The following is a 22,858-nucleotide window of genomic DNA, read 5'->3' on the forward strand; positions in this document are numbered from 1 at the left end:
GGAGTTATCCACACCGGAATAGATGTACTACGCTGTCTCGGGGTGGGTCAGATTTAGATGAAAACGGTGGGTCAAGATTCGGTGGAAATCAACACCGATCCATTCGCTTAAGAAGCGGTAGGCCTATTCCGAATGTATCCGAAGACGAACGCTGGTTGCTTTATGCAGCTAGCCGCGTTTTCGAGCTTCTAGTGCTTTGTTTCCAGAGTGGACGAGCCGATGGAACTGAGTGGCGTGGCCCCGCCATCTCGGAGGATGAGCTTGTGTGCTTCTCGGAACGCATCGGCTTGGATGTCGTGCGACCCGATCGATATTCGCCTTTCCATCACGAGATCGCTGCTCTACTTTGCTCTGCTGAGGCGGCTCAGTCACCTCAAATTGCCAAATATCACTGGCCATGCCTGATGCTCGGTCCGCTTCTTTTGATGCGGGCGGGCGTCACTCTATCTGCAAACGCCAGTGTCATGCGCCCAGAGGTCGCTGACGCTTCTACTCTTTATTGGGCTTTTCGCAGAAAGACACGACCGCACCACGATCTCGCCCACGGGTGGGGGCACAACTCATCATGGCGAACTTCTTTTAGGCGCGATTACCACCTTGGCGACACCTTCCACTTTAATGTCGACGGCACGGTTGATCTTTTGGAACTTCATGCAGAATCGTGCAACGAAGAAGGACTGTCGCCGAAGGAGCGCATGGAACTCCTCGCGAACCGCTGTTTTGTTACCGTTATCAAGGATAGCGTCGATCACTTTCCCTATGATGATCGGTTTTCAATGAAAGCTATGTAGCAGAGGTCGTCGGCCCGATCCTTTCATCGAAGGAATCCTCCCAGAGAAATTCGACTGCTTACAGTCGTCACTCATATGACCGCTTCTCCGCCGGCGAGAACTTGCCAGACTCCTCCTTACAAAGAGGAAGCTTCGAGGCAATCACTTCGACGGATCAAGACCCTCACCGCGCGCAAGAGGTGATGGTTTATCGTCGGAATCAGTGTTGCCGGAATCTCATAAGGGCCTGCGGTCCGAAAGTCGGCTGCATGCATGATGTGAACCAACCCGACGTTGAACTGAACGAACGCTTCAATGGTCTGGTCGTTCCGCATGGCGGCTTTCATTGCGTCCTCGTCGAACCAACGCGACGAATATAGTGTGAACGTCGGTGCGTCGACCGGCGGAAGCGCCCGGAAACCCGCATGGTCAAGCCAGTCGAATTGCGCCCGGTTCACCTGGACGATACTGGACATGCCACAAAGGCCTGTACCGCTGCGCTCGAGATGGTCGATCCACCAGTCGTTTTGCCATCGCTCGTAACCGAGCAACGCGCCCTCTAAGCGCACCATGTTCTCGCAGCCGTCGCCTTCCCTGTTGAGATTCTGACGAAAAAATTCCAGAGCCGGGATGCGCCACTCCTCGCCTTTGAGCGTATACAGAACTTGTCCGATTCGACGCGCCGGGCGGCCTGGACAAGCCGGTACCTCGCGGATGATTTCCTGGGAATGCAAGACGCCTTGAGCCACATACTCGTCGAAGCGAGCCTTCAGTACGACCGACGGCGGCCATTCGCTGTTGAATTCAATGAACCCGAATGGTTTGCGCCCTTGCACCATCAAAGCCAGCTCGTAGCCGGTATGGACAAGGTACGGTACGAGAATGCGAGCCGTCACATATTTTGCGAGAAGGGTTTCGCGCGAACCATGTTCAAACTCGATCGCGAAGGCGTCGCATACGTTGGCGACCTGTGTCGGCGACAGAAGATAGCAGTCGTCGAGGTCCGCATCCTCGGATGCGTTCGGGTCGACCAGTCGCCGCAGCGCATCAAGGTCGTCGGTTTCGAATCGAACCTCGAGGCACGGGTACAGAAGATCCGGATCGATCGCCGACAGAATGAACGAGGTTCTCGGATATCTCATGGTAATTCCCGGTGCGTCAGTTCGAAGACTTCGACATACGCCAGATCCTTTGGGCAACGCGACACTGCCATGTCGTTGCTCGAAGCGCGTGCTGATTGTCGACGATCTGCTGGAGGATGTCGAATGGCTGGTCTTTGTTATCGTTATGCGCCGGGTCGGGATGCTAAAGCCGGGTGATACTGATCGCTACCGCTCTCCATCACCAGAAACTGGCCAAACGGCGAAGTTCGCGCGGACGCGCCCGGGCCGCTGGTAAACTCGGGCTGCCAAAGCAACTTTTCCCGGTCACATGAGCACGCAACCCGCAGCAGCACCTGCAACCGTCACCCCAATGATGCAGCAGTGCCTGCGCCTTGCCTGACAAGGATCAGCCCGCAAAGCTACGCCAATAACTACGTCCACCCTTTTCGGAATCTGTCGTTAGCCCAAAATGGCATGGCATCGAACGTGTCACAATCATGCGTCGTCGCGAAAAACCAACTGGGCAACTTGTGAAGTCACTACTCATTCTGGTTGTATTAACAGGCTTGTCGGTCGTTTCGACAGCGCAGGGACAGAACGCTGCGACTCTCATCGGGTTATCAAAGGATCTATCTAGGCATATGAATGGCCCGGACGGCGAGTACGGGTTCATTCGTGTCGAGACGCCTCACTGCCGTCAGTTTGGACTGGGAGCCAGCGAAGATCTGCCACCTCCAAATCAATACCGTTTCGTAGATTTTATTCACGCGCAGAATGCGAACGTCGATACGCGCGGAGTGACGTTTACGATGCGGTCAATACCTTTGCCCTGGTGCAAGCCGGGCGAAGGTATGTACTAATGGTCCGTCTCTGATATTTTGTGATTGCTTGTTTGTTGTCTAGCGTCGCGAGAGTTTGGAAACGCTTGGCTGCCGCTCACCATCACCCGCACCTGGTCAAACGGCGAACTTCGCGCGTGAACGCCGAAGCCACTGGTAAACTCGGGCAGCCAAAGTAACTTTTCCCGGTCACATGAGCACCCAACCCACCACAGCACCTGCACCCGTCACCCCAATGATGCAGCAGTACCAGCACCTTATCTGATAAGGCTCAAAATCAAAAGCTACGCTGTAAGTTACGCCAATTCATTCAACGAGCGCCTGCTGCCTAAACCGAACATGCACGATACAAAACTATCGGTAGCGCCCCTGCCGCATCAGTTCCTTGAATCGGCGTTGGTTTTGCTGGATGCAGCGTTCGAACAAGACCCCATCCTTGCCTGGTGCCTGTTCGCTGAAAACTGGGGATTCGACGAGCGCCGCACAAACTATCTGAGAAGCTATTTGAGATATCACCACGATGCGCTCATGCCTGCTTTGGGCGCGTGGCGTAGCGGTGACCTCGTTGCCGTGAGCTACTTTGCGCCGGCGTCCCGCGCAGAATCATCCGGCAACTTTGCCGAGCTGGGACATCAGATCGCAAGCACCTGTGGTGAACTATCCTTGCGAAGAATCGATCTGCTTCGCGAGAGTTCTGGCTCGAACTCCTCTGTTGCAAACTCAAGCTGGATTGAGTTCATCGGTGTGTCCCCGATGCTACAAGGCGAAGGGATCGGGTCGACGCTCCTAAATGCGACCTTGGCGCATCTTCGCGAGATCGAACCATCTGGGATGATTTCCTTGGAAACCGCAGAGTCGCGCAATATTCCGTTCTACGAGCGCCATGGCTTTGCGATCAAGGGACGCATTGATCGTCCGGGACTGACGCAATATCGCCTATCAATCAGCTAGTCGCCCCTTCGGGCTTAGAACGGGCTCCGTGATGCCGATCACCGAAACGCTCCCCCCTCCGGGAGCCATCGTTGTACTTAACGGGCCAAGTAGCTCGGGCAAAAGCACGTTGTCCAAGTATCTGTGCGAGAACCTGCAGGAACGCTACTTACATGTCGAGCTTGATCATGGTCATGAGCGTTCTCCTCGGGGTAAAAAATAAAAAAGGCGCCGTAGGCGCCTTGGTCGTGTGTACAGGAAGGGGGAACTGCAATCCCGGATGTCCTGCTATGGACGTAACGAACCACGGCGCATCGAGTGACGGCCGTGATGATGACGAAATTGGTTCGGGACGTTACGGAGTTCCATGCCGGTCATATTGGCACATTGATTTTGATTTGTGAACTGATCCGCCTGGCTGCGCGGCCGCAAAGTATGCGCGAACCCTGTCGGGAAACAGCTCTGGCGCATGCGTCGAGCGTTATTCGAGTCGATCGTCATACGTGGACTTCAGCCGGGAATCGAACGCCGTCGACAATGACGAAGCCACACTCGGCACTGGCAGGAATGGACAGGTCACGACGGCGATTGAAGATCGAACAGTTCGCGGTTGGTCTGGAGATAGTGGGGCGAGCCACCATCGTCGGAATTGAGCATGCGCCTCAACGGCCTGGAAAAGGCAATGCAAAGGAGCGCAAATACGAAAAGTTCGCTGCCGTAGATGATGACTGCGTTTGGCGACAAGGTCTTCAGCGCCGCGCCCGACATCCAGATACCCAAAGGAGCAGCGGCCGTGCAAAGAAACATCAGGCTCGATTCCATACCGGCACGATGCCCGGCTGGAATGGCCATTGCCCGTTTCGAATTGACGGTGACGTTGAACATCGTCAATCCGGTACCCAATGCGAAACCGAGCATGCACCAGACGGGGAGCGTGTGCGAGCAACCGAACGCGAAGATGGAGGCGCCGATCATTGCAATGCCGACGATCGAAGTGGCGTGATCGGAAACAATGCGTCGTGCTTGCTGGATCAGCAAGGCCGAAGCCGCCAATACGCCCGCACCCAATGACAGTTCGATGCCGGCGACGTTCAGCATCGAGCCGCCCTCCGCGAGAACCTTGGCCGGCAACAGGAAGAAAACGAACGGGACGAACAGCATGTTGGCAAGCAGCGACGCTGTCGCGATCGCCCGCTCGGCTCGAATACCAAGCACCCGCTGCATCCCGCGGCGCAGATCCTGAAAAAACGACGGCGCTTCGCCGGAGTGCGCGTGCACCGATTGGCCCGCGCTGAATGATATGTGGAAGGCGAGCGCCGCTACGACGCCGAAACAACTGCTTGCGACACTCACCCATAACGCGGACTCGCCGCCGAATGCCCCGATCATGAAACCTGCCAGCGTCGGGCCGAACAGGATATTCAGGATGAAACCCGACGCCTTCAGGCGCAGACCTCGACGGACCTCGTCGGCATCCGGTGAAATTTCAGGTATGAGCGGCGTGCTCAGCGGCATAAGGGCCGCCACGGCGACGCTCGAAGTCACACTCGCGATGACGATGACGACGATAAGCCAGTTCGTGTAGGTGCCGTGAAGCGCAAGTGCGACGACGACGACCGGTATCACCGACGCAAGGGCAAGCAACGATGCGCCCAGCAAAACCGTACTTTTGCGGACTCGGTCGGCGACGATGCCGGTGAACGGAAGGATCAGCAGGGTCGTCGCCCACGTTGCGACCAGCGTCAGCGTGAGTGCCGACGGGTTCGCGATACCCTTCAGCAAAAGCCAGGTGGCATAGAACTGCAGGATGCGAGACGAAACCGTCACGGCTGCGTCGGCGCACACATACGTCACGATCAGTTGCCACCGGGTCGAGGGCATCATGCTATTCGTTATTCTGGAACGTGTCGGCGACGGATGTGAAAATGGCTGCCGCATTGAACGCCCGCGCATTCCCGGCAAAACCTTGCAATGAATACCTCGCGGATCTGCTCGGCGCGATACGCCGAGATGCCGAGATGCCGAGATGCAAGGCAGCGCCAGGCCGGAAACACAATTGATTCTCGCAGCCGCTCATGGCACTGCTTACTCCAAGCGTGACGAGGTGCCGCGTATTCAGGTCGATGCCGGGCCGGCGATACGCGTATCCGTAAATGTCCAGACTCTTTGCAAATCGCGCGAACTGCGGGGCTATATTTTCAGGTAAACAAAGTCTGGTAAAGAAAAAATATTAGAGCGCGTCACGCAGCGGTTCGCACATCTCCGGCAGCGTAAGGATCGTGACAGGGTGCGGAGTCGGGATTCTCGCCCACGTCATATCGATGACAGAAATCGTTGTTTGCGGGTACATCGTGCGGCACGCTAGATTGGCCGAACCGGCGTCGATGCCTGCCCGGTGCACAGTCATGCTCGACGCGGATCGACGTGGAGGCCGAAGTCGATGAGCCGCGACATGGCGTCCCCGCCAAAGCGGGATTGCCCCCGCGCAAAGCATCCCCCGCACGTTTCCGGTGACCGGGTGGCGTTGCGCACATGGCACCGCCCGCCGAGAGGCACATCTTTTCGACACCGCATTGACGACGACTTCATCCAATCTCCGAGTAGATCGACGGCATCGCGTCGCGCGGCCGCCCGTCCTGACGGCCATCGGCGTGTCGAAGCGCTTCGGCGCGACGACCGCGCTCGCATCGCTCGACCTGTCGATCGGCGCCGGCGAAGTCGTCGCGCTGATGGGGGCCAACGGCGCGGGCAAATCGACGTTCGTCAAGATCCTGAGCGGCGTGATCCGTCACGACGGCGGCACGCTGACGCTGCGCGGCACGCCTTACCGGCCCGCGTCGCCGCACGCGGCGAAGCAGCTCGGCATCGCGACCGTGCATCAGTCGGTTGCCGACGCGGTGGTGCCGACGCTGTCGATCGCCGACAACCTGCTGCTCGACCGGCTGTGCGATCCGGCATCGCCGTGGCGCGTGCCGCCGGCCGCCCGGCGCGATGCCGCCCGGCCGCTCGCCGAACGCGTCGGGCTCGATGCCGACCTGGCGGCGCCGCTCGCGTCGCTTTCGCTGGCGGACCAGCAGCGTGTGACGCTCGCGCGAGCACTTGCCGGGCAGCCGGGCCTGCTGATCCTCGACGAACCGACCGCGAGCCTGTCGGCGCCGGAGGCCGAGCGCCTGTTCGCGCTGCTCGATACATTGCGTGACGAAGGGGTCGCGGTCCTGCTGGTGTCGCACCGGCTCGGCGACCTGCGCCGTATCGCCGATCGCGTCGCGATCGTGCGCGACGGACGGATCGTCGCCGATCTCGCCGCACCGGTCGATTTCGACGCGGCGGTCGAAACGATGATCGGGCGGCCGTTGCCGAAGGTGCGTGCGCCGGGCCCGGCGCCGATCGCGCGGCCCGGCGACAGCGGCCTGAGCGTGCGCGGGTTGCGCCTGACGCAGGCCAGCGCGCCGTTCGATCTCGACGTGCGGCGCGGCGAGATCGTCGCGATCGCGGGGCCCGTCGGCGGCGGCAAGTCGCGCCTCGCAAACACGATCTTCGGCACCGTGCGCGCGGCGCAGGGCGCGATGACGCTCGACGGCAGGCCGTGGCGCCCGCGTTCACCTGCCGACGCGATTCGCGCCGGCGTGTTCCTCGCCGGCGAGGACCGCTGGCGCACGTCGCTGTTTCCCGACAGCGTGCCGTTTGCGTCGATCGCGGGCACCATCAGCTTCCCGTTCCTGTCGCGCTGGTTCGGCGGCGGCGCGGTGCGCGCTGCGCGCGAGCGCACGGCCGCCGCCGCCGCGATCGCGCGCTTCGGGATTCGTTGCACGGGCCCCGACGACCGTCTCGTGCGGCTGTCCGGTGGCAATCAGCAGAAGGTCGTGCTCGCCCGCTGGCACGCGGAACCCGCGCGGCTGCTGCTGCTCGACGAACCGTTCCAGGGCATCGACGCCGGTGCGCGCGCCGATATCGTCGACATGTTGCGGCGCCATGCGCACGAACGCGCGACGCTCGTGTTCGTCAGCGATCTCGAGGAAGCGGTCGAAGTCGCCGATCGAGTCGTCCGGTTCGACCGCGCGACGCTCGATCATTCATCCTCCCACCCGTCGGACTGATCCATGACGATGCCGAAATCCGCCACACCTGCCGTTGCAGCCGATGCGCCGTCCACCAGGCCGGCGCTGCCCGCGTCGGCCCGCCTGCGCGCCGGCCTCGAACGCACCGGCATCCTGCTCGTGCTCGCCGCGCTGGTCGTCGTCTTTACCGTCAACGAGCCCGCGTTCCTGAACGTGGACAACCTGTTCAGCATCCTGCAGGCGGTGTCGATCGTCGCGCTGCTCGGGATCGGTGTGACGATCACGCTCGCGGCGGGCGGCTTCGACTTGTCGGTGGGCAGCATCGCCGCATCCGCGCAGATGGCGGCCAGCTACGTGCTGGTTGTCTGGCACGGCAGCGCGCTCGCGGCGGTGGCGGCCTGCGTTGCGCTCGGTGTGGCAGCCGGCCTGTTCAACGGTGTGCTGATCACGCGCTTGCGCGTGCCGGACCAGCTTGCGACGCTCGGCACGCTGTTCCTGCTCGCGGGCCTGCAGCTGATTCCGACCGGCGGGCGTTCGCTCGCGACCGGTTCGGTGCTGCCCGACGGCACGGAAGCGAGCGGCAAGTTTCCCGACGCGTTTCTCGCGCTCGGGCGCCTGCGCGTGTTCGACGTGGTGCCGTTGCCGGTTCTGATACTGGCGGCGGTGACGGTGCTGGCTTGCATCGCGATGGAAGCGACGCGCTGGGGCCGCGTGATCTATGCGATCGGCGGCAACGAGACGGCCGCGCGGCTGGCCGGTGCGCCCGCGGCGCGCTACCGGGTCGCGGCGTATGTCGTATCGGGCGCAATCGCGGCACTGGGGGGCGTGCTGATCGCCGCCCGCGTCGGGCGCGGCGACGTCAGCGCCGGGCACTCGCTGCTGCTCGACGCGGTGGCCGCCGCGCTGGTCGGGTACGCGGTGTGGGGCGCGAAACGGCCGAACGTGTTCGGCACCGTGGTCGGGGCCGTGTTCGTCGGTGTGCTGCTCAACGGCCTGACGATGCTCAATGCGCCGTATTACCTGCAGGATTTCGTGAAAGGGGCGCTGCTGGTGCTCGCGCTGGCGTTCACGTTCGGCATCGGCCGGCGCGCGGACGCCCGCGCCTGAACGCGGTGTAGGGGAGGCACGGCGTGCGGCGGCTCACGCGGCGCGTACACGCCGCCCCATGAAACTCAGCGCGAGCACCGCGAGGATCAGCGCGCCGGTGGCGACCTGCTGCCAGTAGAAGTTCCAGCCGATCAGCAGCAGCCCGTTGGCGACGAGGCTGATCAGCAGCACGCCGAGCAGGGTGCCGGCGACGCCTGGACGGCGTGTCGGCGACAGCGTCGTGCCGATGAAGGTCGCGCCGATCGCATTCAGCAGGAAGCCGTTGCCGGCCTGCGGAACATAGGCCTTGACCGTCGACGACAGCAGCAGGCCAACCACGCCGTAGACGAGCGCGCTCGCGACGAACGTCGCCACGACGGTCGCCGCGACCGGCAGCCCCGAATGGCGCGCGACGCCCGGCTGCGCGCCGAGCGCGGCGCTGTAGCGCCCGAACGCCGAATGCGCGAGCACGACATGCACGGCCGCGGCGAGCACGACGACGCACCACAGCGGCACCGGCACGCCCGCGAGCGTACCGTGCGCGAGCGCGCCGAACAGCGGCGGCAGCGCCACGTTCAGCAGGTAGACGGGCTGGCCGCCGCCGGTGGCGAGCTGCTGGACGGTCTGGCCGATGAACAGCGTGCCGAGCGTCGCGAGAAACGGTGCGATCCCGAGCCCGGCGACCAGCGCGCCGTTGAACGTGCCGACCAGCACCGCCGCACCGAGGCCGCCGAGCAGGGCCGGCAGCACGCCCACCTGATGCGCGACCAGCTGCACGAACACGAGGCTCGCGACGTCGATCGCGGTGCCCAGCGACAGGTCGACCGCGCCGATCGACAGCGCGAGCGTCATCCCGAGCGCGGCGATCGCAAGCAGCGCGAAGTTGTTCACCAGCACGTCGGCGAGATTGGCGGGCCGCGTGAACCCGGGTGCGAACACGGCGAAGAAGGCGATCACCGCGAGCAGTGCCGCCACGAGCGAGAACCGCTGCAGGCGGCCGATCCGTTCAGTCATGGGCATGGTGTTCCGTATGGCGGCGCCGAATCAGCGCGGTCGTCGCGACGACGAACAGGATCAGCGCGCCTTCGACGCCGTTGACCCAGTAGCTCGACACGTTGTCGAGCTGGAAGCCGTTGCCGACGATGCCGACGAACAGCGCGGCGAGCAGCGTGCCCGGTATCGTCGGCACGAGCCGCCGCGAGAACACGACGCCGAGCAGCGCGACCGCGACGACGGCCAGCAGGTTTTCGCCGGCGCCGGGCGAGCTGCCGCTCAGCAAGGCACTCGACGCAAGCGCGGCCAGCGCGGCGGAGACGCCGCTCAGCACGTAGCTGGCCGCGACATACGCGTTCACGCGCAGTCCGGCCGCGCGGGCGGCATCGCGATGCGCACCGGTCGCGGCGAGCCGCAGGCCGAAGCGGGTTCGGTGCAGCAGCACGCCGAACAGCAGCGCGACGATCAGCAACGCGGGCGCGAGATGCGGTACGTCGAACGGGCCGCTGTCGATCAGAAAGGCGAGCACCGGGCTCGCCGCCGCGACCGACGTGTTCTGCGTCAGCACCAGTTCGAAGCCGGCGCAGAGATTCATCGTCGTCAGCGTGGCCAGCAGCGGGACGATGCGCAGCGCGATCACCGCGAACGCATTGAGCGCACCGACCGCCGCGCCGGTGGCCAGCATCAGCGCAAGCGCCGCGCCGTCAGGCGCCCCGTCGCGCAGCGCGACGGCCTGCACGGCTGCGCAGAGGCCCATGTTCGCCGCGACCGACAGGTCGAGACCGCCGCGGATCGGATCGGGGCCGCCGCCGATCAGCACGGCCGTCAACCCGAATCCGAGGATGCCGACCACGGCCGACTGCTGCAGCACGTTCGCGAGGTTTGCGACGGTCAGAAAGAGCGGCGAACTCGCGGCAAACACCGCACACACGACAGCGAACGCCAGTGCCGCGCCCCAGCGCAGCCAGAATTGCGCGCCGAACGTGCCCGGCAGCCGCGCGAACGCCGCTCCGGGCGGCGCACGATCGAGGATCCGGTTCATGCGGCCACCTCCTGCCGCGGCGTGTGGCCGCGTGCGCCGGTCGCCCACGCGAGCAGATCGTGGCGCGTGGCGTCGCGGGTCGCGACGTCGCGCACGATCCGGCCGCGTGCCATCACGAGCACGCGATCGGTGACGTCCAGCAGCTCGATCAGGTCGCTCGAGAACAGCAGGATCGCCGCGCCGTCGCGTGCGAGGCGGTCGAGCAGCCGGTAGATTTCCGCTTTGGCGCCGATATCGACGCCCACCGTCGGCTCGTCGAACAGATACACCGGCGACGTGCGATCGGCGCCGCGGCTCAGCCATTTCGCGAGCGCGACTTTCTGCTGGTTGCCGCCGGACAGCTGGCGCACCGGCGCGTCCGGGCCGGGCGCCCGCACGTCGAGCGCGGCGATCAGCCGTTGCACCGCGTCGTCCTCGCGGCGCCGCGCGACCAGACCGAATCGGGTGAAGCGCGCAAGGCTCGCGAGCGTGATGTTCTCGCGCACGGACAGGCTCGGCGCGATGCCGTGCGAGCGGCGGTCCTCCGGCACGAACGCGATGCCGCACCGCACCGCGTCGCGCGGGCTGCGCAGCCGCGTCACGCGGCCGTCGAGCGTCACCGTGCCGCGCACGCCGCGTTCGAGACCGAACAGGCTGCGCACGACCTGCTTTCCGCCGGAACCGAGCAGCCCCGTGACACCGACGATCTCGCCGCGCCGGACTTCGAACGACACGTCGTCGAACCGGCCGGGCGCCGCGAGGCCGGCGACCCGCAGCGCGGACGGGCCGGGCACGCGCACCGGCGCTTGCGATCGTGCGGCGATGCCGGTGCCGATCATCGCCGCGACGAGCGCCTCGGTCGGCGTGGTCCGTGCGTCGACGTGCGCGACGTCGGTGCCGTCGCGCAGCACGGTGACGCGATCGCAGATCGCCGCGATCTCGTTCAGGTAGTGCGACACGTAGAGGATCGTCAGCCCGCGGCGCCGCAGCCGGTCGAGTGTCTGCAGCAGGCGGTCGACCTCGCTGCTGACGAGCGCGGCGGTCGGTTCGTCGAGCACGAGGATGCGCGGGTCGCGCATCAGCGCGCGCGTGATCTGCACGATCTGCCGCTCGGCGACGCTCAATTCGGCAATCAGGCGGTTCGGCGGCAGGTCGAGGCCGAAATGCGCGTGCAGCGCGTCGCTGGCATCGCGTCGCATCCGGCGTGCCGCCAGCAGCCCGAGCGGCCCCGCGCCATAGGCCGGTTCGTTGCCGAACTGCAGCGCCTCGGCGACCGTGAAAGTCGCCGGCAGCAGACGCTCCTGATGAATGAACGCAATGCCCTCCGGCGGCACGCGGTGTGCGAGCGCCTGTGTCGCACCGTCGATCGCGATCGTACCGGCATCGGCGGTGTCGATGCCGGCGAGAATCCGGATCAGCGTCGACTTGCCGGCGCCGTTCTGCCCGATCAGCCCGTGCACGGTGCCGCGCGCGACGTCGAGCGACGCGCCGCGCAGCGCCGGCACGCCGTCGAAGTGTTTGACGATCCCGCGCAGCGCCAGCGCGGGCGGGCGCGTGTCGGTGCTCATTTCGGGGCGGCGGCCTGCCCGAGCGTCTGCTGGGCCGAGCCGGCGTTGTCCTTCGTGACGAGCAGCGACGGGACATACGTATAGGGCGGCAGCGTGCGCTCGCCGGCCAGGTAGCGCGCGACGTTGTCGACCGCGGTCTTGCCGATCAGCGCGGGTTGTTGCGCGACCACGGCCGCCGCGCTCGATTTCGGGTCTTTCACGAGCGCGACGACATCGGGGCTGCCGTCCACCGCGTAGGTCCTGATTTCGCTGCGGCGCGCGGCGTCGACGGCCTGCGTCGCGCCGACTTGCGGCACGTCCCACGCGGCCCAGATCGCGGCGATCTGCCCCTTCGGGTATTTCGCGAGCAACTGGCTGACCTGCGCGTACGCGCTCTGCACGGTGTTCGGAATCACGTCGCGCAACTCGGGCTGCAGGATCTTCACCTTCGGGTAGTACTTGAGCACCGCCTTCAACTGGTCATAGCGGATCGCGCACACCGGCACGCCGTAGAAGCCGTTGAACACGAGAATGTTGCCTTCGCCGTGGATGTCGTTGACGAGCTTCAGCGCGAGTTGCTCGCCGATGAAGAAGTTGTCCGAGGTCGTGACGTTGAGGCTCGACGGCGAGGCCGTGTCGATCGTGAACAGCGGAATGCCGGCCTGCCGGATCTTTTGCAGCCACGGTTCGAGCACGCTCGCCGTGCCGAGCTGCTCGATGATCGCATCGGGCTTCTGCGCGATCAGCGTCTGGATCTGCGCGATCTGGCGGTTGTCGTTGCGGCCGGCGTCGAGTGCGATCGGCGTTCCGCCGAGCCGCTTCACTTCGTCGATCGCACCCTGGTATGCCTTCAGGTCCCAGTAATGATCGGTGCCGATCGCCGTGATGCCGATGCGCTTGCCTTTCAGCGACGGTACGGCGGCGTTACTTGCCGCTGCATCGCTTTGCGCGCGGGCAGGGGAGAGCGCGGCGACGGCGGCGAGCGTCAGCAGGGCGGCGGCAAAGGTGCGACGGGTTCGGGCGGGACGGGTCATGGCGTCGATGGGCGCTGAAAAAAGAGGGAGCTGAACTTTGCGACTCTAATGACAACGCTCCCGCGCGCTAACCATCGATTCCTGCTACGCATATCACGCGCGCGCTCGAATGCTTGTGCCAGGCGCGACGTGGTCGGCTTCAACGATTTGCCATCCGAAGGAATATCGATTGCCGAATCGCTCGGTTTGAAGCGGTTCGCCGCGCTGATAGATTTTCCGGATACCGACACCAGCCAAGGAAGACCCGCATGCGATTCCCGTTTCGCCGTCCGTTGCGCCCCGTCCGGATGATCCGCGCGCTCGCGCTCCTGTCCGTTGCCGCGTTGACCGTGCCCGCATCGCATGCCGGCCCGCTCAAAGGCGCACCCGCGCCGTTCGACAAGGGCGGAGTGAAGGTCGCGCTCGTCAACTACCTGTCGACCGGCGATTTCTTCCAGGCATACGAGGCCGGCGCGCAGAAGCAGGCGAAGGCGCTCGGTATCGACCTGCGCATCTACGAGGGCCGCCAGGACGCAACCGAGCAGCGCGAGCAGATCCAGCAGGCGATCAGCGTCGGCGTGTCGGCGATCATCGTCAACCACGGGCTCCCCGAATCGCTGAAGGACGTCGTGCAGCGCGCGCTGGACAAGGGCATCAAGGTCGTCGCGTTCGATGTCGACCTCGGTAACCCGAAGGTGCCGCAGATCGAGCAGAGCGATCGCGACCTCGCGAACTTGCTGCTCGACCAGGCGGTGAAGGACAACGGCGATGCGTTCTCGGCCGGCTACGTGTACGTCGCCGGATTCGCGCCGCTCGACCGGCGCGACGCCGCGTGGCGGGACTTCAAGCGCGCGCATCCGAAGGTGCGCGAGCAGGCGCGCTGGGGCACCGTCGACAATCCGATCGCGCAATCGGTCGCGAACCAGGCCGCGGCCGCCTATCGCGCGCATCCCGACATCCGCGTGGTGTTCGCGCCTTACGACGAATTCGCGCGCGGTGCGAAGCTCGCGGCCGACGAGGCGAAGCTGGCGTCGAAGTTGCGCATCTATAGCGCCGACATTTCGACCGCCGATATCGAGGCGATTCGCGCGCCCGGCAGCGCATGGGTCGCGACGGCCGCGACGAATCCCGCGGTCGTCGGCGCGGTGTCGGTGCGGGCCGCCGCGCTGCTCGTCGCGGGGCAAGATCCGGGCCGGCGGATCGTGGTCAAGCCGACGCTGATCACGCGCGATGATCTCGTGAAGAACGACATCCACACGATCGCGGAGCTCGGCGCGAAGTTTCCCGCGTTCCGCGCAAGCGACGCGGTGACGGCCTCGTGGATTCCGGCGACGGATTAACGTGTGGTGGCTTTTGTCTACGGTACGTGACCATACGTAGCACTGGCGGGCTGCGATTCTCGGGCGCCTTTCCGGGCAGACGTCTGCAATCCGACGGATCTCCCGCATCCGATGAACAGCACGGCAAGTTCAGTGTCGACGATCAGCGTGCCAATGGCTGCATCGATCAAAACCTGACTCGCGTGATCGACCCAATGACTTGAACGACCGGCTAAACCCAACGATTTGCGTAACGTGACAGTTGCCGCTAGGAACGGCCGCATCCCGACGGGAAGCGGCCGTTTGCTTTGGACGAGCCAATGGCCGCTTGTGGCCGGCAAACGACCGCTCGCCGGCCGTTGGGTCAGGTCTCCGTTTGTTCCGCCGTCTCAAGCGCATCGTCAACCTCGATGCCGAGGTATCGTCCAGGCCGACGGACGCGATCCAGCGATGAACCGGCCGAGCGTATTGCCGGCATCGAAAGATGCGGCGAAGCGTGCAGCCGACTCGGAAGCAGTATCAATTTTTGCTGTCTGCTTCGCTCTTCTTTCGTTTTGACGGTCAGGGAAAGGAACTCGAAAGAGCTTTCGTGTAGCGGTAAAAACGCATCGGCGGTTGGCGAGGTCAAGGATTCCAACACGATCGCGAACCAAACCCGCCGTCTGCTCGACGCGATGTCTCCCAACAGCGGTCATTGAGAAAAGGACGATGATCGTCTCTTATCGGCCGATCAGGGAAATAGGCACCACCATCGTCTTCTTCCAGCGAAACGAGCCGGTTCCAATCGCATCCATTGGGCTACAGTGAACATTTCCCGCCACCGTCAACCCTGGCGCCCATCCAATACCGCCGACGAGGCCAACCCATGCAACTTCAAACCGGCAACCTGTTCACCGCCGATGCCCGGCGCGATGAGGACGAAAAAATCGACCTCCTTGTCACGGGCCAGCGTCTGAACGTCGAGCGAATCGTATCGATGGGCCACACGAGCCCGGACGGTTTTTGGTATGACGACGCACGCGCCGAATGGGTCGTGCTGTTGTCGGGGGCGGCGGTGCTCGAATTCGAAGAAGGCCCGACGCGCCATGAAATGCATCCCGGCGACTACGTGTTGATCGAGCCGCATTGCCGCCATCGCGTAGCGTGGACGCACGAAGAAACGCAAACCGTCTGGCTTGCGATCTATTACGAACGTTGAATCAGGAAATATTGCGAGGGCGGGGCCGAATACGATCCGGCGCGCAGCATGCCGCCGCGCGCCGAATGAGACAAAGCCTCATCAACCCGGCGCGGTCGTTGAATACCGCCGGTATCGATGCCCAAATAGCAGGACGGCGCGCAAAACCGCGCGCCGGTACGCGTCGAGAATCTTATTCCTGGATCAGGAATCGATTGCGATTCTTCGCGTCCTTGATCCATGCGGGTGCGCGACCGCGGCCCGACCAGGTTGCCCCGGTCTTCGGGTCGCGATACTTTGCCTGCACGGGGGCGGCCGCTTGCTTGGCCGGACGGCCGCGACGGTTACCGAAAATGTCCTTTTCGGTAATACCGAATTCCGCAACCTTGGTGCGGATGTCGTCGACGATCGCCTGGAATTCCGCGGCACGTGCAGCTTCGGCTTTCTCGGCCAAAGCTTCCATTTGGGCTTTCAGTTCCTTGTACGTTGCCATGTATCGCTCTTCAGGTTGAGTACTCACATGATAGCGGTTTCAACGGAAAATTTTGAGGAAATTCTCATCGACTACGTGTTTTTTCGTCAATATGGAGATGCAGGACTGCTTCGAACACCTGAGAAGTGTGTCGTATTGACGAAGACGTAGAGGATTACCCGGGCATCTTTAACGGAACCGGCACGTCAAGTTGACCGATTGCACGGGTTTTCTTCTTCAAGACAAGCAATCGGGATTTAACTACTCTTTACATTTTTATGAAGTATCGGGGAATTCACTGATGAACAGAGACGAGAAGCTGATTCAGATTGCCGCCGAATTCGGATTCAATCCGGACGAGGAAATCAGGATTGGCGGAAAGTACACCCCCGTTCTGGTCGACGGGCATACGGCCTATATTGCCGGCCAGATTCCACGGATCGGCGAAGTAGTGCATTTCGTTGGCGTAGTGGGGGAATCCATTTCGCTCGATGAAGGTCGCCGGGCTGCCGGTGTATCGGCACTCCGTGCGCTCTCGCTGATCAGAAAGCGCTGCGGCACGCTTGACGTAATAGCGACGGTGCCGCGCATGACCGTGTATGTGCGAAGTGCACCCGGCTTCACGATGCAAAGCGAAGTTGCCGACGGCGCATCCGATGTGTTGTATGCGGTGCTTGGCGACGCCAGTGTTCATACGCGGACATCGGTCGGCGTGCTGCAATTGCCCAAAGGCGCATCGGTGGAAGCGGATTTCATTTTCGGGTTGAAGCAGGGCAATGCCGGTATCTGATTCCGACGGGCTGTATCTCGCGGGTAGTTCGTTTCGCGAAACATCCGGATATTCGCGCGCGACACGCGAGTCACTACCGACAAGCGCTTGCAATACCCAAAAAAACACCCGCCGATGGACTTCGACAGGTTGCCCGATCAAAAGGATTTGACGAAGCGTCGGGCGGCGTTCGATACCGGCGATGTGAATGCGCGCGGCGAGCCGGGTAAGTGGGCTGCGCCGTCGCGCACTCCGTGTCGAAACAATCTCGCACGATGGCGCGTTACGCAGGCGCAAACGTTGTCGTCGCGCACGGCGTACGACGGACGTCACACGTTCCCGTCCGCAATCGTCGTGAACACGAACCCCAGGCCACGCTCATGCGCGCCGCAAATCCTCCCCTTGCTTGCCCGGCGGCAGTGCGCCGGCTGCACGCCATTCAAGTAGCCGGCCGATCGAGAATTCACCCCCGGCCGGCCGCCGCATGCGCGCCTCCCGACGCCCCACGATTTTCGGAAATCCCCCCGTCAATATCGGACGGCATCCCCACTTTGGGAGATGCCATTGCCCGACAGTAAGCCTACGATTGACCACAGGGCATCGGGGACGGATGGCATCAGAACAAGCGGGCAGGCCCGCCATTCCGAGTCGAAATCAACACATGCCCACGCAGTCTACTGACACAGCTTCTGCTTACGATGGCGTTCGATGTGTGCGGTGAGTCGCTTTCATCGCAGCACGATGGCGCGTTGATGACGGAAGGCCTGCTGTCGTATTTCGGGGAATTTCAATCAATATGCTGGCACGAGACTATGTGGAACGAGAGCTCTCTCACATCCAGAGAATGGTGGCTCTCCTGGACAGCGAACAGAACGCTGACGATGTGTCGATGTCGGGCGCGGTGCGTGTGCGGCATCCGAGCTACTGGCGCGGGCGAATCGAGGAGCTGCTGTCGGCGCCCGATGTGCCGCGCCACATCAGAAAGCTCAGCGAAGCGGTGCTCGCGAAGATCGACGAGATGGAAATGCGCTTCGCGGCGATGAAGTAAGTACATCGTCGGATGCGGCGCCGGCATGTGTTTCGTCGCGTCGTCGACCGGATGGCCGGTCGCTTATCCGGCCGCCATCACGTCAAGCAGGGCCGCACGGAATGCGGCCATCTCCGCAGCGGTGCCGATGGACACGCGCAGATACGCCGGCGGGCCCGATTCGCGAATCAGGACGCCGTGGCGCAGCAGGCCGCTCCAGATCCGGTGCCGATCGGCAAACTCGCCGAACATCACGAAGTTCGCATCGGAATCGGCCACCGTGAGGCCCAGGCCGCGCAGCCAGCCGACGGTCGAATCGCGCTCGGCCTTGATCGTCTCGACTTGCGACAGCATCTCGTCGCGCGCGACCAGCGCCGCGCAGGCCGCCGCCTGGGTGAAGGCGGACAGGTGGTAGGGCAATCGAACCAGCTTCAGCGCCTGCACGATCGCGGGCGCACACGCGCAATACCCGACGCGGCCGCCCGCGAACTTGAATGCCTTGCTCAACGTGCGGGTCACGATGAGCCGCGGATGATCCGGTAGCAGCGTCACCGCGCTGGGTACGCCGCGACGCCGGAACTCCGCATAGGCTTCGTCGACGACGACCACGCCCGGCGCGACGTCGAGGATGGCGCGAATATCGCCGACCGGCAGCGCGGTTCCGGTCGGGTTGTTCGGCGACGTCAGCAGCACCACGCCCGGCTGGTGCGTGCGGATACCGTCGAGCGCCTGATCCACGTCCAGCGCGAAATCCCCGGTGCGCGGCAACGTATGGAGGCGCGTGAAAGTCGTGCGGCAGTATTCGTCATACATGGGATACGCGGGCGTAAAGGCCAGCGCCGATCGCCCCGGGCCGCCGAATGCCTGCAGGATCTGCTGGATCACCTCATTCGAGCCGTTGGCGGCCCAGATGCCCGCTGCGTCGACCGTCACGCCGGTGTCGTGCGTCAGATAGGCCGCCAGATGCGATCGCAGCCCGGCAAAGTCGCGATCGGGATAGCGGTTCGCCGCGCGCGCGGCGTCGGCCACCGCGGTCGCGATGCGCTCGACGAGCGCGGGCGACGGCGGATAGGGATTCTCGTTGACGTTCAGGCAGACCGGCACGTCGAGCTGCGGCGCCCCGTACGCGTGCTGCAACCTGAGGTCCTCGCGCAGCGGCAAATCCGACAAGGCGATTTCTTTCCAGGGCTGTTGCATTGAAAACACTCCGTACGGTATCGATTGATCGGCGCAGCAGGTTTTTAAGGCGGCAAAAAACAAAAAAGGCGCCGCAGGCGCCTTGGTTGTCGTCTTGATCGGGCATTCACCCGATGCAATTGCTAGATGCGAAACGAACCACGGCGCAACAGGGGGCGTCCGTGGTGATGGTGCAGCGAGAGCGTGGTGTTTCGAATCGTCATGCGCCGCATCATGTCATACCGCGCTCCGGAAGAAAAGCGCGCCACCCTGCGTGCGCCGGATTCGATTGAGCCGAAACGCCGGCAAAACGCGCATTACGTCTGACGATAAACGGTAACAAACGTCGTATTTCGACCAAATGCGAACGAGTGATTCAAACGTTGGCGTCAATTGACTAAGATGCGCAGAAGACGTTCGACAAAAACGCACGGCGCGGGGTAGCCAGATGCAAATGAACGGGTTGATTCCATCGGCATGGATCGATGACGTCTATGCCGCGGCACTGGGCGATCAACGCTGGGAAACGGTGCTGGACGGGCTGCGATCGTGGGTCGGCGTGCGCATGGTCACGCTGCTGTCGTTCGACGATGCGGCGCGGGTGCCGGCGATCGAGAAGGCGGCGGGTGACGACGCGTCATGGGTCGCCGCGTGTTATCACACGTACAACACCGAGTTCTATCGGTACGACCCGGTCGTGCCGGTCGCCGGCAACTGGCCGGCGGGCCGCTGGTTCGAGGACGTCAAGCACCTGTCCGCGCACCAGCGTGCGCACAGCGAGTTCTATCAGGAGTTCCTTCACCCTTTTGGGATCGGCAGCATCTCGGGCCTGTACATCCATCGCAGCGAGGGTTCGGGCGCATTCCTCAGCGTCCAGGGCGGCCTCGAATCGCAGGGGCTGTCCGACGATCAGCGCCGCGCGATCGAAAACATGGGAATGCACATCAGCCGCGCGCTGCAGATCCAGGCGCGGATCGGCGAGCTCGAGGCGCGCGTGGCCGCGGCCGAATCGGCGCTCGATGCGATTCCGGTGCCGGTCTTCCTGCTCGGCGCGCAGCGCGAATTGCGCTATACGAATCGCGCGGCCGATCAGCTGATCGCGGCGGAGCCGGCGTTGCGGGTGGTGAACGGGCGTTTCGCGCCGGAAGGCTGCGTCGACGATGTGCATTGGCGGCACGCGTACGCGCGCGGCGGGCTGTTGTTGCGGCGCGCGACGGGCGAACCGCTGCCGCTGGCGTTGATGCCGGTGCCCGAGCAGTCGCGCCTGATGCGCGAGCGGCCGGGCGTCGCGACGCTGATGACGGCCGCCGACCTGCGTTCGCCGTCGGCCCGCGCGCAGCGGCTGCGCGTGTTCTACGGGCTGTCGTCGGCCGAGGCCGATCTCGCCGTGCTGCTGTGCTGCGACGGGCTGTCGCCGCAGGAATGCGCGGGGCTGCGCGGCGTGTCGATCGGCACGATCCGCACGCAGATCAAGTCGATCTACGCAAAGACGGCCGTGGCGCGCGCGGCGCAACTGACGTCGCTGGTCATGCAGACATGACGGCAACGGCAGGCGAGCGCGCCTGTCGTTGCACGCTTTCCCCCTCGTTCTTTCCTTCCTGAATCGCGCCGCCGCCGGCGGCGTGTGCGCATGACATTGCGCCGACGTACGCACGTTGAGATCAGTCATCCTATGACAGTCTGAAGCGAAGCGATCGATCGATTTCCCCTGTCGGTCGAGGCGATCCGCCAACCGCTCGGCGCAAATGCGAACCCGCTTCCGGAAAACGTTTCGCATAGAGCCATCTAAACAGAGAATACGATTCCCTGAAATTCGCTGCAAACCCATCGTGGCTGCGGTTCTACGGGTATGCACCAAGTGAGTTAAACGATTAACCGACGTACATTCGCGTCAACACGTCATACGACGTATGACTCTGCGGTCGGCGAGCACGGCGCCGAAGCATGCGCATGCCGGCCGATCGCCGCGCGACAACGAGTACAACCATCAAGGAGACCGACGATGAAGCACCGATTCACCCGCTCCCGTACCGCCCTGGCCGTTGCGCTGCTGGCCGGCTTCGCGATGTCCGCCCAGGCGCGCGTGTTCCGCTCGGCGGACGTGCATGGCGACAACTTCCCGACCAACATGGCCGTGAAGTTCATGGGCGACGAACTGTCGAAGCAGACGGGCGGCAAGGATTCGATCAAGGTGTTCGGCAACAGCGCGCTCGGCTCGGAGAAGGACACGGTCGACCAGGTGCGGATCGGCGCGATCGACATGGCGCGCGTGAACGGTGCGTCGTTCAACGAGATCGTGCCGGAATCGCTGATCCCGTCGTTCCCGTTCCTGTTCCGCGACGTCGATCATTTCCGCAAGGCGATGTACGGCCCGGCCGGCCAGAAGATCCTGGACGCGTTCACCGCGAAGGGGATGATCGCGCTGACGTTCTACGAGAGCGGCGCGCGCTCGATCTACGCGAAGCGCCCGGTGCGCTCGCCGGCCGACATGAAGGGGCTGAAGGTGCGCGTGCAACCGTCCGACCTGATGGTCGACGAGATCAAGGCGATGGGCGGCACGCCGACGCCGATGCCGTTCGCCGAGGTGTACACGGGGCTGAAGACGGGCCTCGTCGACGCGGCCGAAAACAACATGCCGTCGTACGAGGAAACCAAGCACTACGAAGTGGCGCCCGACTACTCGGAGACGCAGCACGCGATGACGCCGGAAGTGCTGGTGTTCTCGAAGAAGGTCTGGGACACGCTGTCGCCGCAGGAGCAGGCGGCGATCAGGAAGGCCGCGGCCGATTCGGTGCCGTACTACCAGAAGCTGTGGACCGCGCGCGAGGCGTCCGCGCAGCAGGCGGTGACGAAGGGCGGCGCGAAGGTCCTGCCGGCCGCGCAGATCGATCGCGCGGCGTTCGTGAAGGCGATGCAGCCGCTGTGGACGAAGTACGAGAAGACGCCGCAGATGAAGCAGATCGTCGACGAGATCGAGGCCACGAAGTGACGCGTCGCACTTCCCTGAACGGCGCCGCGGCCGCCGGCGGGGCGGCCGCCCCGGACGGCGCGGGGCCGGCGCGGCCGCATGTCGCGCCGCTCCTGCGCTGCGTGAACGACGTGCTGTTCCGCGTGCTGGCGGTGATCGCGTCGGCGTGCCTGGCGGTGCTGACGGTGCTGGTGTTCTACGCGGTCGTGATGCGCTACGTGTTCGAGAACGCGCCGGATTTCGTGGAACCGATCGCGCTGCTGCTCGTGATCGTGATCGCGATGTTCGGCGCGGCGATGAAGGTGCGCGACGGTGGTCACATCGGCCTCGATTCGCTCGTGCGCCGGCTGCCGCCCAGGTCGCGCACGGTGGTGATCGCGATCCAGCACGTGAGCCTGATCGCGTTCGCGATCATGATCATGGCCGGCTGCGGCAGCATGGCCGCCGAGACGATGGGCGACCGCATTCCGATCATCGGGCTGCCCGAAGGCGTGCGCTACCTGATCGCGATGCCGGCCGCGATCGCCATCATCCTCTTCTCGCTCGAGCACCTGCTCGCGCTTCGTCGTTCTTCGCCGGGGCAATAACGC

At 63.9% G+C, this 22,858-nt stretch carries 20 protein-coding genes and 1 pseudogene; 12 read left to right on the forward strand and 9 right to left on the reverse strand.

Features of this window, described 5'->3' with window-relative positions:
- Window positions 1-155: 155 nt before the first annotated feature.
- Window positions 156-791 carry a hypothetical protein gene (locus ABIC51_RS13030; RefSeq protein ID WP_354006498.1) on the forward strand — a complete coding sequence of 212 codons (636 nt, stop codon included), beginning with the start codon at window positions 156-158 and terminating at the stop codon, window positions 789-791.
- A 116-nt stretch (window positions 792-907) separates the two neighbouring features.
- On the opposite strand, the gene ABIC51_RS13035 is transcribed toward ABIC51_RS13030, so the two are convergent.
- A complete protein-coding gene (locus ABIC51_RS13035; RefSeq protein WP_226129222.1) occupies window positions 908-1,912 on the reverse strand; it encodes a hypothetical protein in 1,005 nt (334 codons plus the stop codon).
- 1,139 nt (window positions 1,913-3,051) lie between these two features.
- Here ABIC51_RS13035 and ABIC51_RS13040 point away from each other — a divergent pair.
- Window positions 3,052-3,663 (forward strand): GNAT family N-acetyltransferase, encoded by a 612-nt coding sequence (locus ABIC51_RS13040; RefSeq protein WP_175855532.1) that lies wholly within the window; start codon window positions 3,052-3,054, stop codon window positions 3,661-3,663.
- 31 nt (window positions 3,664-3,694) lie between these two features.
- Complete coding sequence (locus tag ABIC51_RS13045; protein ID WP_080982067.1) at window positions 3,695-3,865, forward strand: phosphotransferase-like protein; 171 nt, start codon at window positions 3,695-3,697, stop codon at window positions 3,863-3,865.
- A 353-nt stretch (window positions 3,866-4,218) separates the two neighbouring features.
- Here the strand turns inward: ABIC51_RS13045 and ABIC51_RS13050 are convergent, their stop codons facing one another.
- A complete protein-coding gene (locus ABIC51_RS13050) occupies window positions 4,219-5,526 on the reverse strand; it encodes an MFS transporter (RefSeq protein WP_175861660.1) in 1,308 nt (435 codons plus the stop codon).
- 689 nt (window positions 5,527-6,215) lie between these two features.
- Here ABIC51_RS13050 and ABIC51_RS13055 point away from each other — a divergent pair.
- Complete coding sequence (locus ABIC51_RS13055; RefSeq protein ID WP_175853782.1) at window positions 6,216-7,739, forward strand: sugar ABC transporter ATP-binding protein; 1,524 nt, start codon at window positions 6,216-6,218, stop codon at window positions 7,737-7,739.
- Between the two features lie 3 nt (window positions 7,740-7,742).
- Complete coding sequence (locus ABIC51_RS13060) at window positions 7,743-8,807, forward strand: ABC transporter permease (RefSeq protein ID WP_226257412.1); 1,065 nt, start codon at window positions 7,743-7,745, stop codon at window positions 8,805-8,807.
- Window positions 8,808-8,840: 33 nt separating this feature from the next.
- Here ABIC51_RS13060 and ABIC51_RS13065 read toward each other — a convergent pair whose 3' ends face one another.
- The 4 genes from ABIC51_RS13065 to ABIC51_RS13080 are packed head-to-tail and all read right to left on the reverse strand — an operon-like array spanning window position 8,841 to window position 13,381.
- A complete protein-coding gene (locus ABIC51_RS13065; RefSeq protein WP_059495812.1) occupies window positions 8,841-9,800 on the reverse strand; it encodes an ABC transporter permease in 960 nt (319 codons plus the stop codon).
- Complete coding sequence (locus ABIC51_RS13070; RefSeq protein ID WP_059688743.1) at window positions 9,793-10,821, reverse strand: ABC transporter permease; 1,029 nt, start codon at window positions 10,819-10,821, stop codon at window positions 9,793-9,795. Before ABIC51_RS13070 ends, ABIC51_RS13065 begins: the two co-directional genes overlap by 8 nt.
- Window positions 10,818-12,368, reverse strand: coding sequence for a sugar ABC transporter ATP-binding protein (locus ABIC51_RS13075; RefSeq protein WP_175853783.1), 1,551 nt, complete (start codon window positions 12,366-12,368; stop codon window positions 10,818-10,820). The genes ABIC51_RS13070 and ABIC51_RS13075 overlap by 4 nt, the downstream gene beginning before the upstream one ends.
- Window positions 12,365-13,381, reverse strand: a complete 1,017-nt coding sequence (locus ABIC51_RS13080) for a sugar ABC transporter substrate-binding protein (protein ID WP_027792041.1) — start codon at window positions 13,379-13,381, stop codon at window positions 12,365-12,367. Before ABIC51_RS13080 ends, ABIC51_RS13075 begins: the two co-directional genes overlap by 4 nt.
- 248 nt (window positions 13,382-13,629) lie before the next feature.
- Here ABIC51_RS13080 and ABIC51_RS13085 point away from each other — a divergent pair, with 248 nt between their 5' ends.
- On the forward strand, window positions 13,630-14,700 hold the full coding sequence (locus ABIC51_RS13085; protein WP_060349615.1) for a substrate-binding domain-containing protein: 1,071 nt from the start codon (window positions 13,630-13,632) through the stop codon (window positions 14,698-14,700).
- A 372-nt stretch (window positions 14,701-15,072) separates the two neighbouring features.
- On the opposite strand, the pseudogene ABIC51_RS13090 reads toward ABIC51_RS13085, so the two are convergent.
- Window positions 15,073-15,196 (reverse strand): annotated as a pseudogene (locus tag ABIC51_RS13090) (integrase); the annotation flags it as partial.
- Window positions 15,197-15,544: 348 nt separating this feature from the next.
- Here ABIC51_RS13090 and ABIC51_RS13095 point away from each other — a divergent pair.
- Window positions 15,545-15,877 carry a cupin domain-containing protein gene (locus ABIC51_RS13095; RefSeq protein WP_027792034.1) on the forward strand — a complete coding sequence of 111 codons (333 nt, stop codon included), beginning with the start codon at window positions 15,545-15,547 and terminating at the stop codon, window positions 15,875-15,877.
- Window positions 15,878-16,049: 172 nt separating this feature from the next.
- Here ABIC51_RS13095 and ABIC51_RS13100 read toward each other — a convergent pair whose 3' ends face one another.
- Complete coding sequence (locus ABIC51_RS13100; RefSeq protein ID WP_021160271.1) at window positions 16,050-16,349, reverse strand: H-NS histone family protein; 300 nt, start codon at window positions 16,347-16,349, stop codon at window positions 16,050-16,052.
- A gap of 280 nt (window positions 16,350-16,629) precedes the next feature.
- Between ABIC51_RS13100 and ABIC51_RS13105 the strand changes: the two genes are divergently transcribed.
- Window positions 16,630-17,118, forward strand: coding sequence for a RidA family protein (locus tag ABIC51_RS13105; RefSeq protein ID WP_175899675.1), 489 nt, complete (start codon window positions 16,630-16,632; stop codon window positions 17,116-17,118).
- A gap of 775 nt (window positions 17,119-17,893) precedes the next feature.
- Window positions 17,894-18,145: a hypothetical protein gene (locus ABIC51_RS13110; protein WP_027792032.1), complete on the forward strand. Its 252-nt coding sequence runs from the start codon at window positions 17,894-17,896 to the stop codon at window positions 18,143-18,145.
- 63 nt (window positions 18,146-18,208) lie between these two features.
- Here ABIC51_RS13110 and ABIC51_RS13115 read toward each other — a convergent pair whose 3' ends face one another.
- Window positions 18,209-19,321, reverse strand: a complete 1,113-nt coding sequence (locus ABIC51_RS13115; protein ID WP_060349617.1) for a histidinol-phosphate transaminase — start codon at window positions 19,319-19,321, stop codon at window positions 18,209-18,211.
- A 433-nt stretch (window positions 19,322-19,754) separates the two neighbouring features.
- On the opposite strand from ABIC51_RS13115, the gene ABIC51_RS13120 reads away from it, so the two are divergent.
- The 3 genes from ABIC51_RS13120 (at window position 19,755) to ABIC51_RS13130 (ending at window position 22,855) form a co-directional block, all read left to right on the forward strand.
- On the forward strand, window positions 19,755-20,840 hold the full coding sequence (locus ABIC51_RS13120; protein WP_226128462.1) for a helix-turn-helix transcriptional regulator: 1,086 nt from the start codon (window positions 19,755-19,757) through the stop codon (window positions 20,838-20,840).
- A gap of 462 nt (window positions 20,841-21,302) precedes the next feature.
- Window positions 21,303-22,289: a TRAP transporter substrate-binding protein gene (locus ABIC51_RS13125; RefSeq protein ID WP_048027553.1), complete on the forward strand. Its 987-nt coding sequence runs from the start codon at window positions 21,303-21,305 to the stop codon at window positions 22,287-22,289.
- The gene (locus ABIC51_RS13130) at window positions 22,286-22,855 is read left to right on the forward strand and encodes a TRAP transporter small permease (RefSeq protein WP_175853786.1); all 570 of its coding nucleotides are present in this window, start codon (window positions 22,286-22,288) and stop codon (window positions 22,853-22,855) included. Before ABIC51_RS13125 ends, ABIC51_RS13130 begins: the two co-directional genes overlap by 4 nt.
- Window positions 22,856-22,858: the final 3 nt, after the last annotated feature.

The sequence above is a fragment of the Burkholderia sp. 572 genome, from assembly GCF_040545135.1.
Lineage (GTDB): Bacteria > Pseudomonadota > Gammaproteobacteria > Burkholderiales > Burkholderiaceae > Burkholderia > Burkholderia cepacia.

Bases quoted from the DNA above. Each gene is read 5' to 3' on its own strand.
- ABIC51_RS13070 (WP_059688743.1), bottom strand. From the start codon at position 10,821: ATGAACCGGATCCTCGATCGTGCGCCGCCCGGAGCGGCGTTCGCGCGG.
- ABIC51_RS13115 (WP_060349617.1), bottom strand. From the start codon at position 19,321: ATGCAACAGCCCTGGAAAGAAATCGCCTTGTCGGATTTGCCGCTGCGC.
- ABIC51_RS13045 (WP_080982067.1), top strand. From the start codon at position 3,695: ATGCCGATCACCGAAACGCTCCCCCCTCCGGGAGCCATCGTTGTACTT.
- ABIC51_RS13065 (WP_059495812.1), bottom strand. From the start codon at position 9,800: ATGACTGAACGGATCGGCCGCCTGCAGCGGTTCTCGCTCGTGGCGGCA.
- ABIC51_RS13125 (WP_048027553.1), top strand. From the start codon at position 21,303: ATGAAGCACCGATTCACCCGCTCCCGTACCGCCCTGGCCGTTGCGCTG.
- ABIC51_RS13095 (WP_027792034.1), top strand. From the start codon at position 15,545: ATGCAACTTCAAACCGGCAACCTGTTCACCGCCGATGCCCGGCGCGAT.
- ABIC51_RS13120 (WP_226128462.1), top strand. From the start codon at position 19,755: ATGAACGGGTTGATTCCATCGGCATGGATCGATGACGTCTATGCCGCG.
- ABIC51_RS13035 (WP_226129222.1), bottom strand. From the start codon at position 1,912: ATGAGATATCCGAGAACCTCGTTCATTCTGTCGGCGATCGATCCGGAT.
- ABIC51_RS13105 (WP_175899675.1), top strand. From the start codon at position 16,630: ATGAACAGAGACGAGAAGCTGATTCAGATTGCCGCCGAATTCGGATTC.
- ABIC51_RS13050 (WP_175861660.1), bottom strand. From the start codon at position 5,526: ATGATGCCCTCGACCCGGTGGCAACTGATCGTGACGTATGTGTGCGCC.
- ABIC51_RS13080 (WP_027792041.1), bottom strand. From the start codon at position 13,381: ATGACCCGTCCCGCCCGAACCCGTCGCACCTTTGCCGCCGCCCTGCTG.
- ABIC51_RS13040 (WP_175855532.1), top strand. From the start codon at position 3,052: ATGCACGATACAAAACTATCGGTAGCGCCCCTGCCGCATCAGTTCCTT.
- ABIC51_RS13060 (WP_226257412.1), top strand. From the start codon at position 7,743: ATGACGATGCCGAAATCCGCCACACCTGCCGTTGCAGCCGATGCGCCG.
- ABIC51_RS13085 (WP_060349615.1), top strand. From the start codon at position 13,630: ATGCGATTCCCGTTTCGCCGTCCGTTGCGCCCCGTCCGGATGATCCGC.
- ABIC51_RS13100 (WP_021160271.1), bottom strand. From the start codon at position 16,349: ATGGCAACGTACAAGGAACTGAAAGCCCAAATGGAAGCTTTGGCCGAG.
- ABIC51_RS13075 (WP_175853783.1), bottom strand. From the start codon at position 12,368: ATGAGCACCGACACGCGCCCGCCCGCGCTGGCGCTGCGCGGGATCGTC.
- ABIC51_RS13110 (WP_027792032.1), top strand. From the start codon at position 17,894: ATGCTGGCACGAGACTATGTGGAACGAGAGCTCTCTCACATCCAGAGA.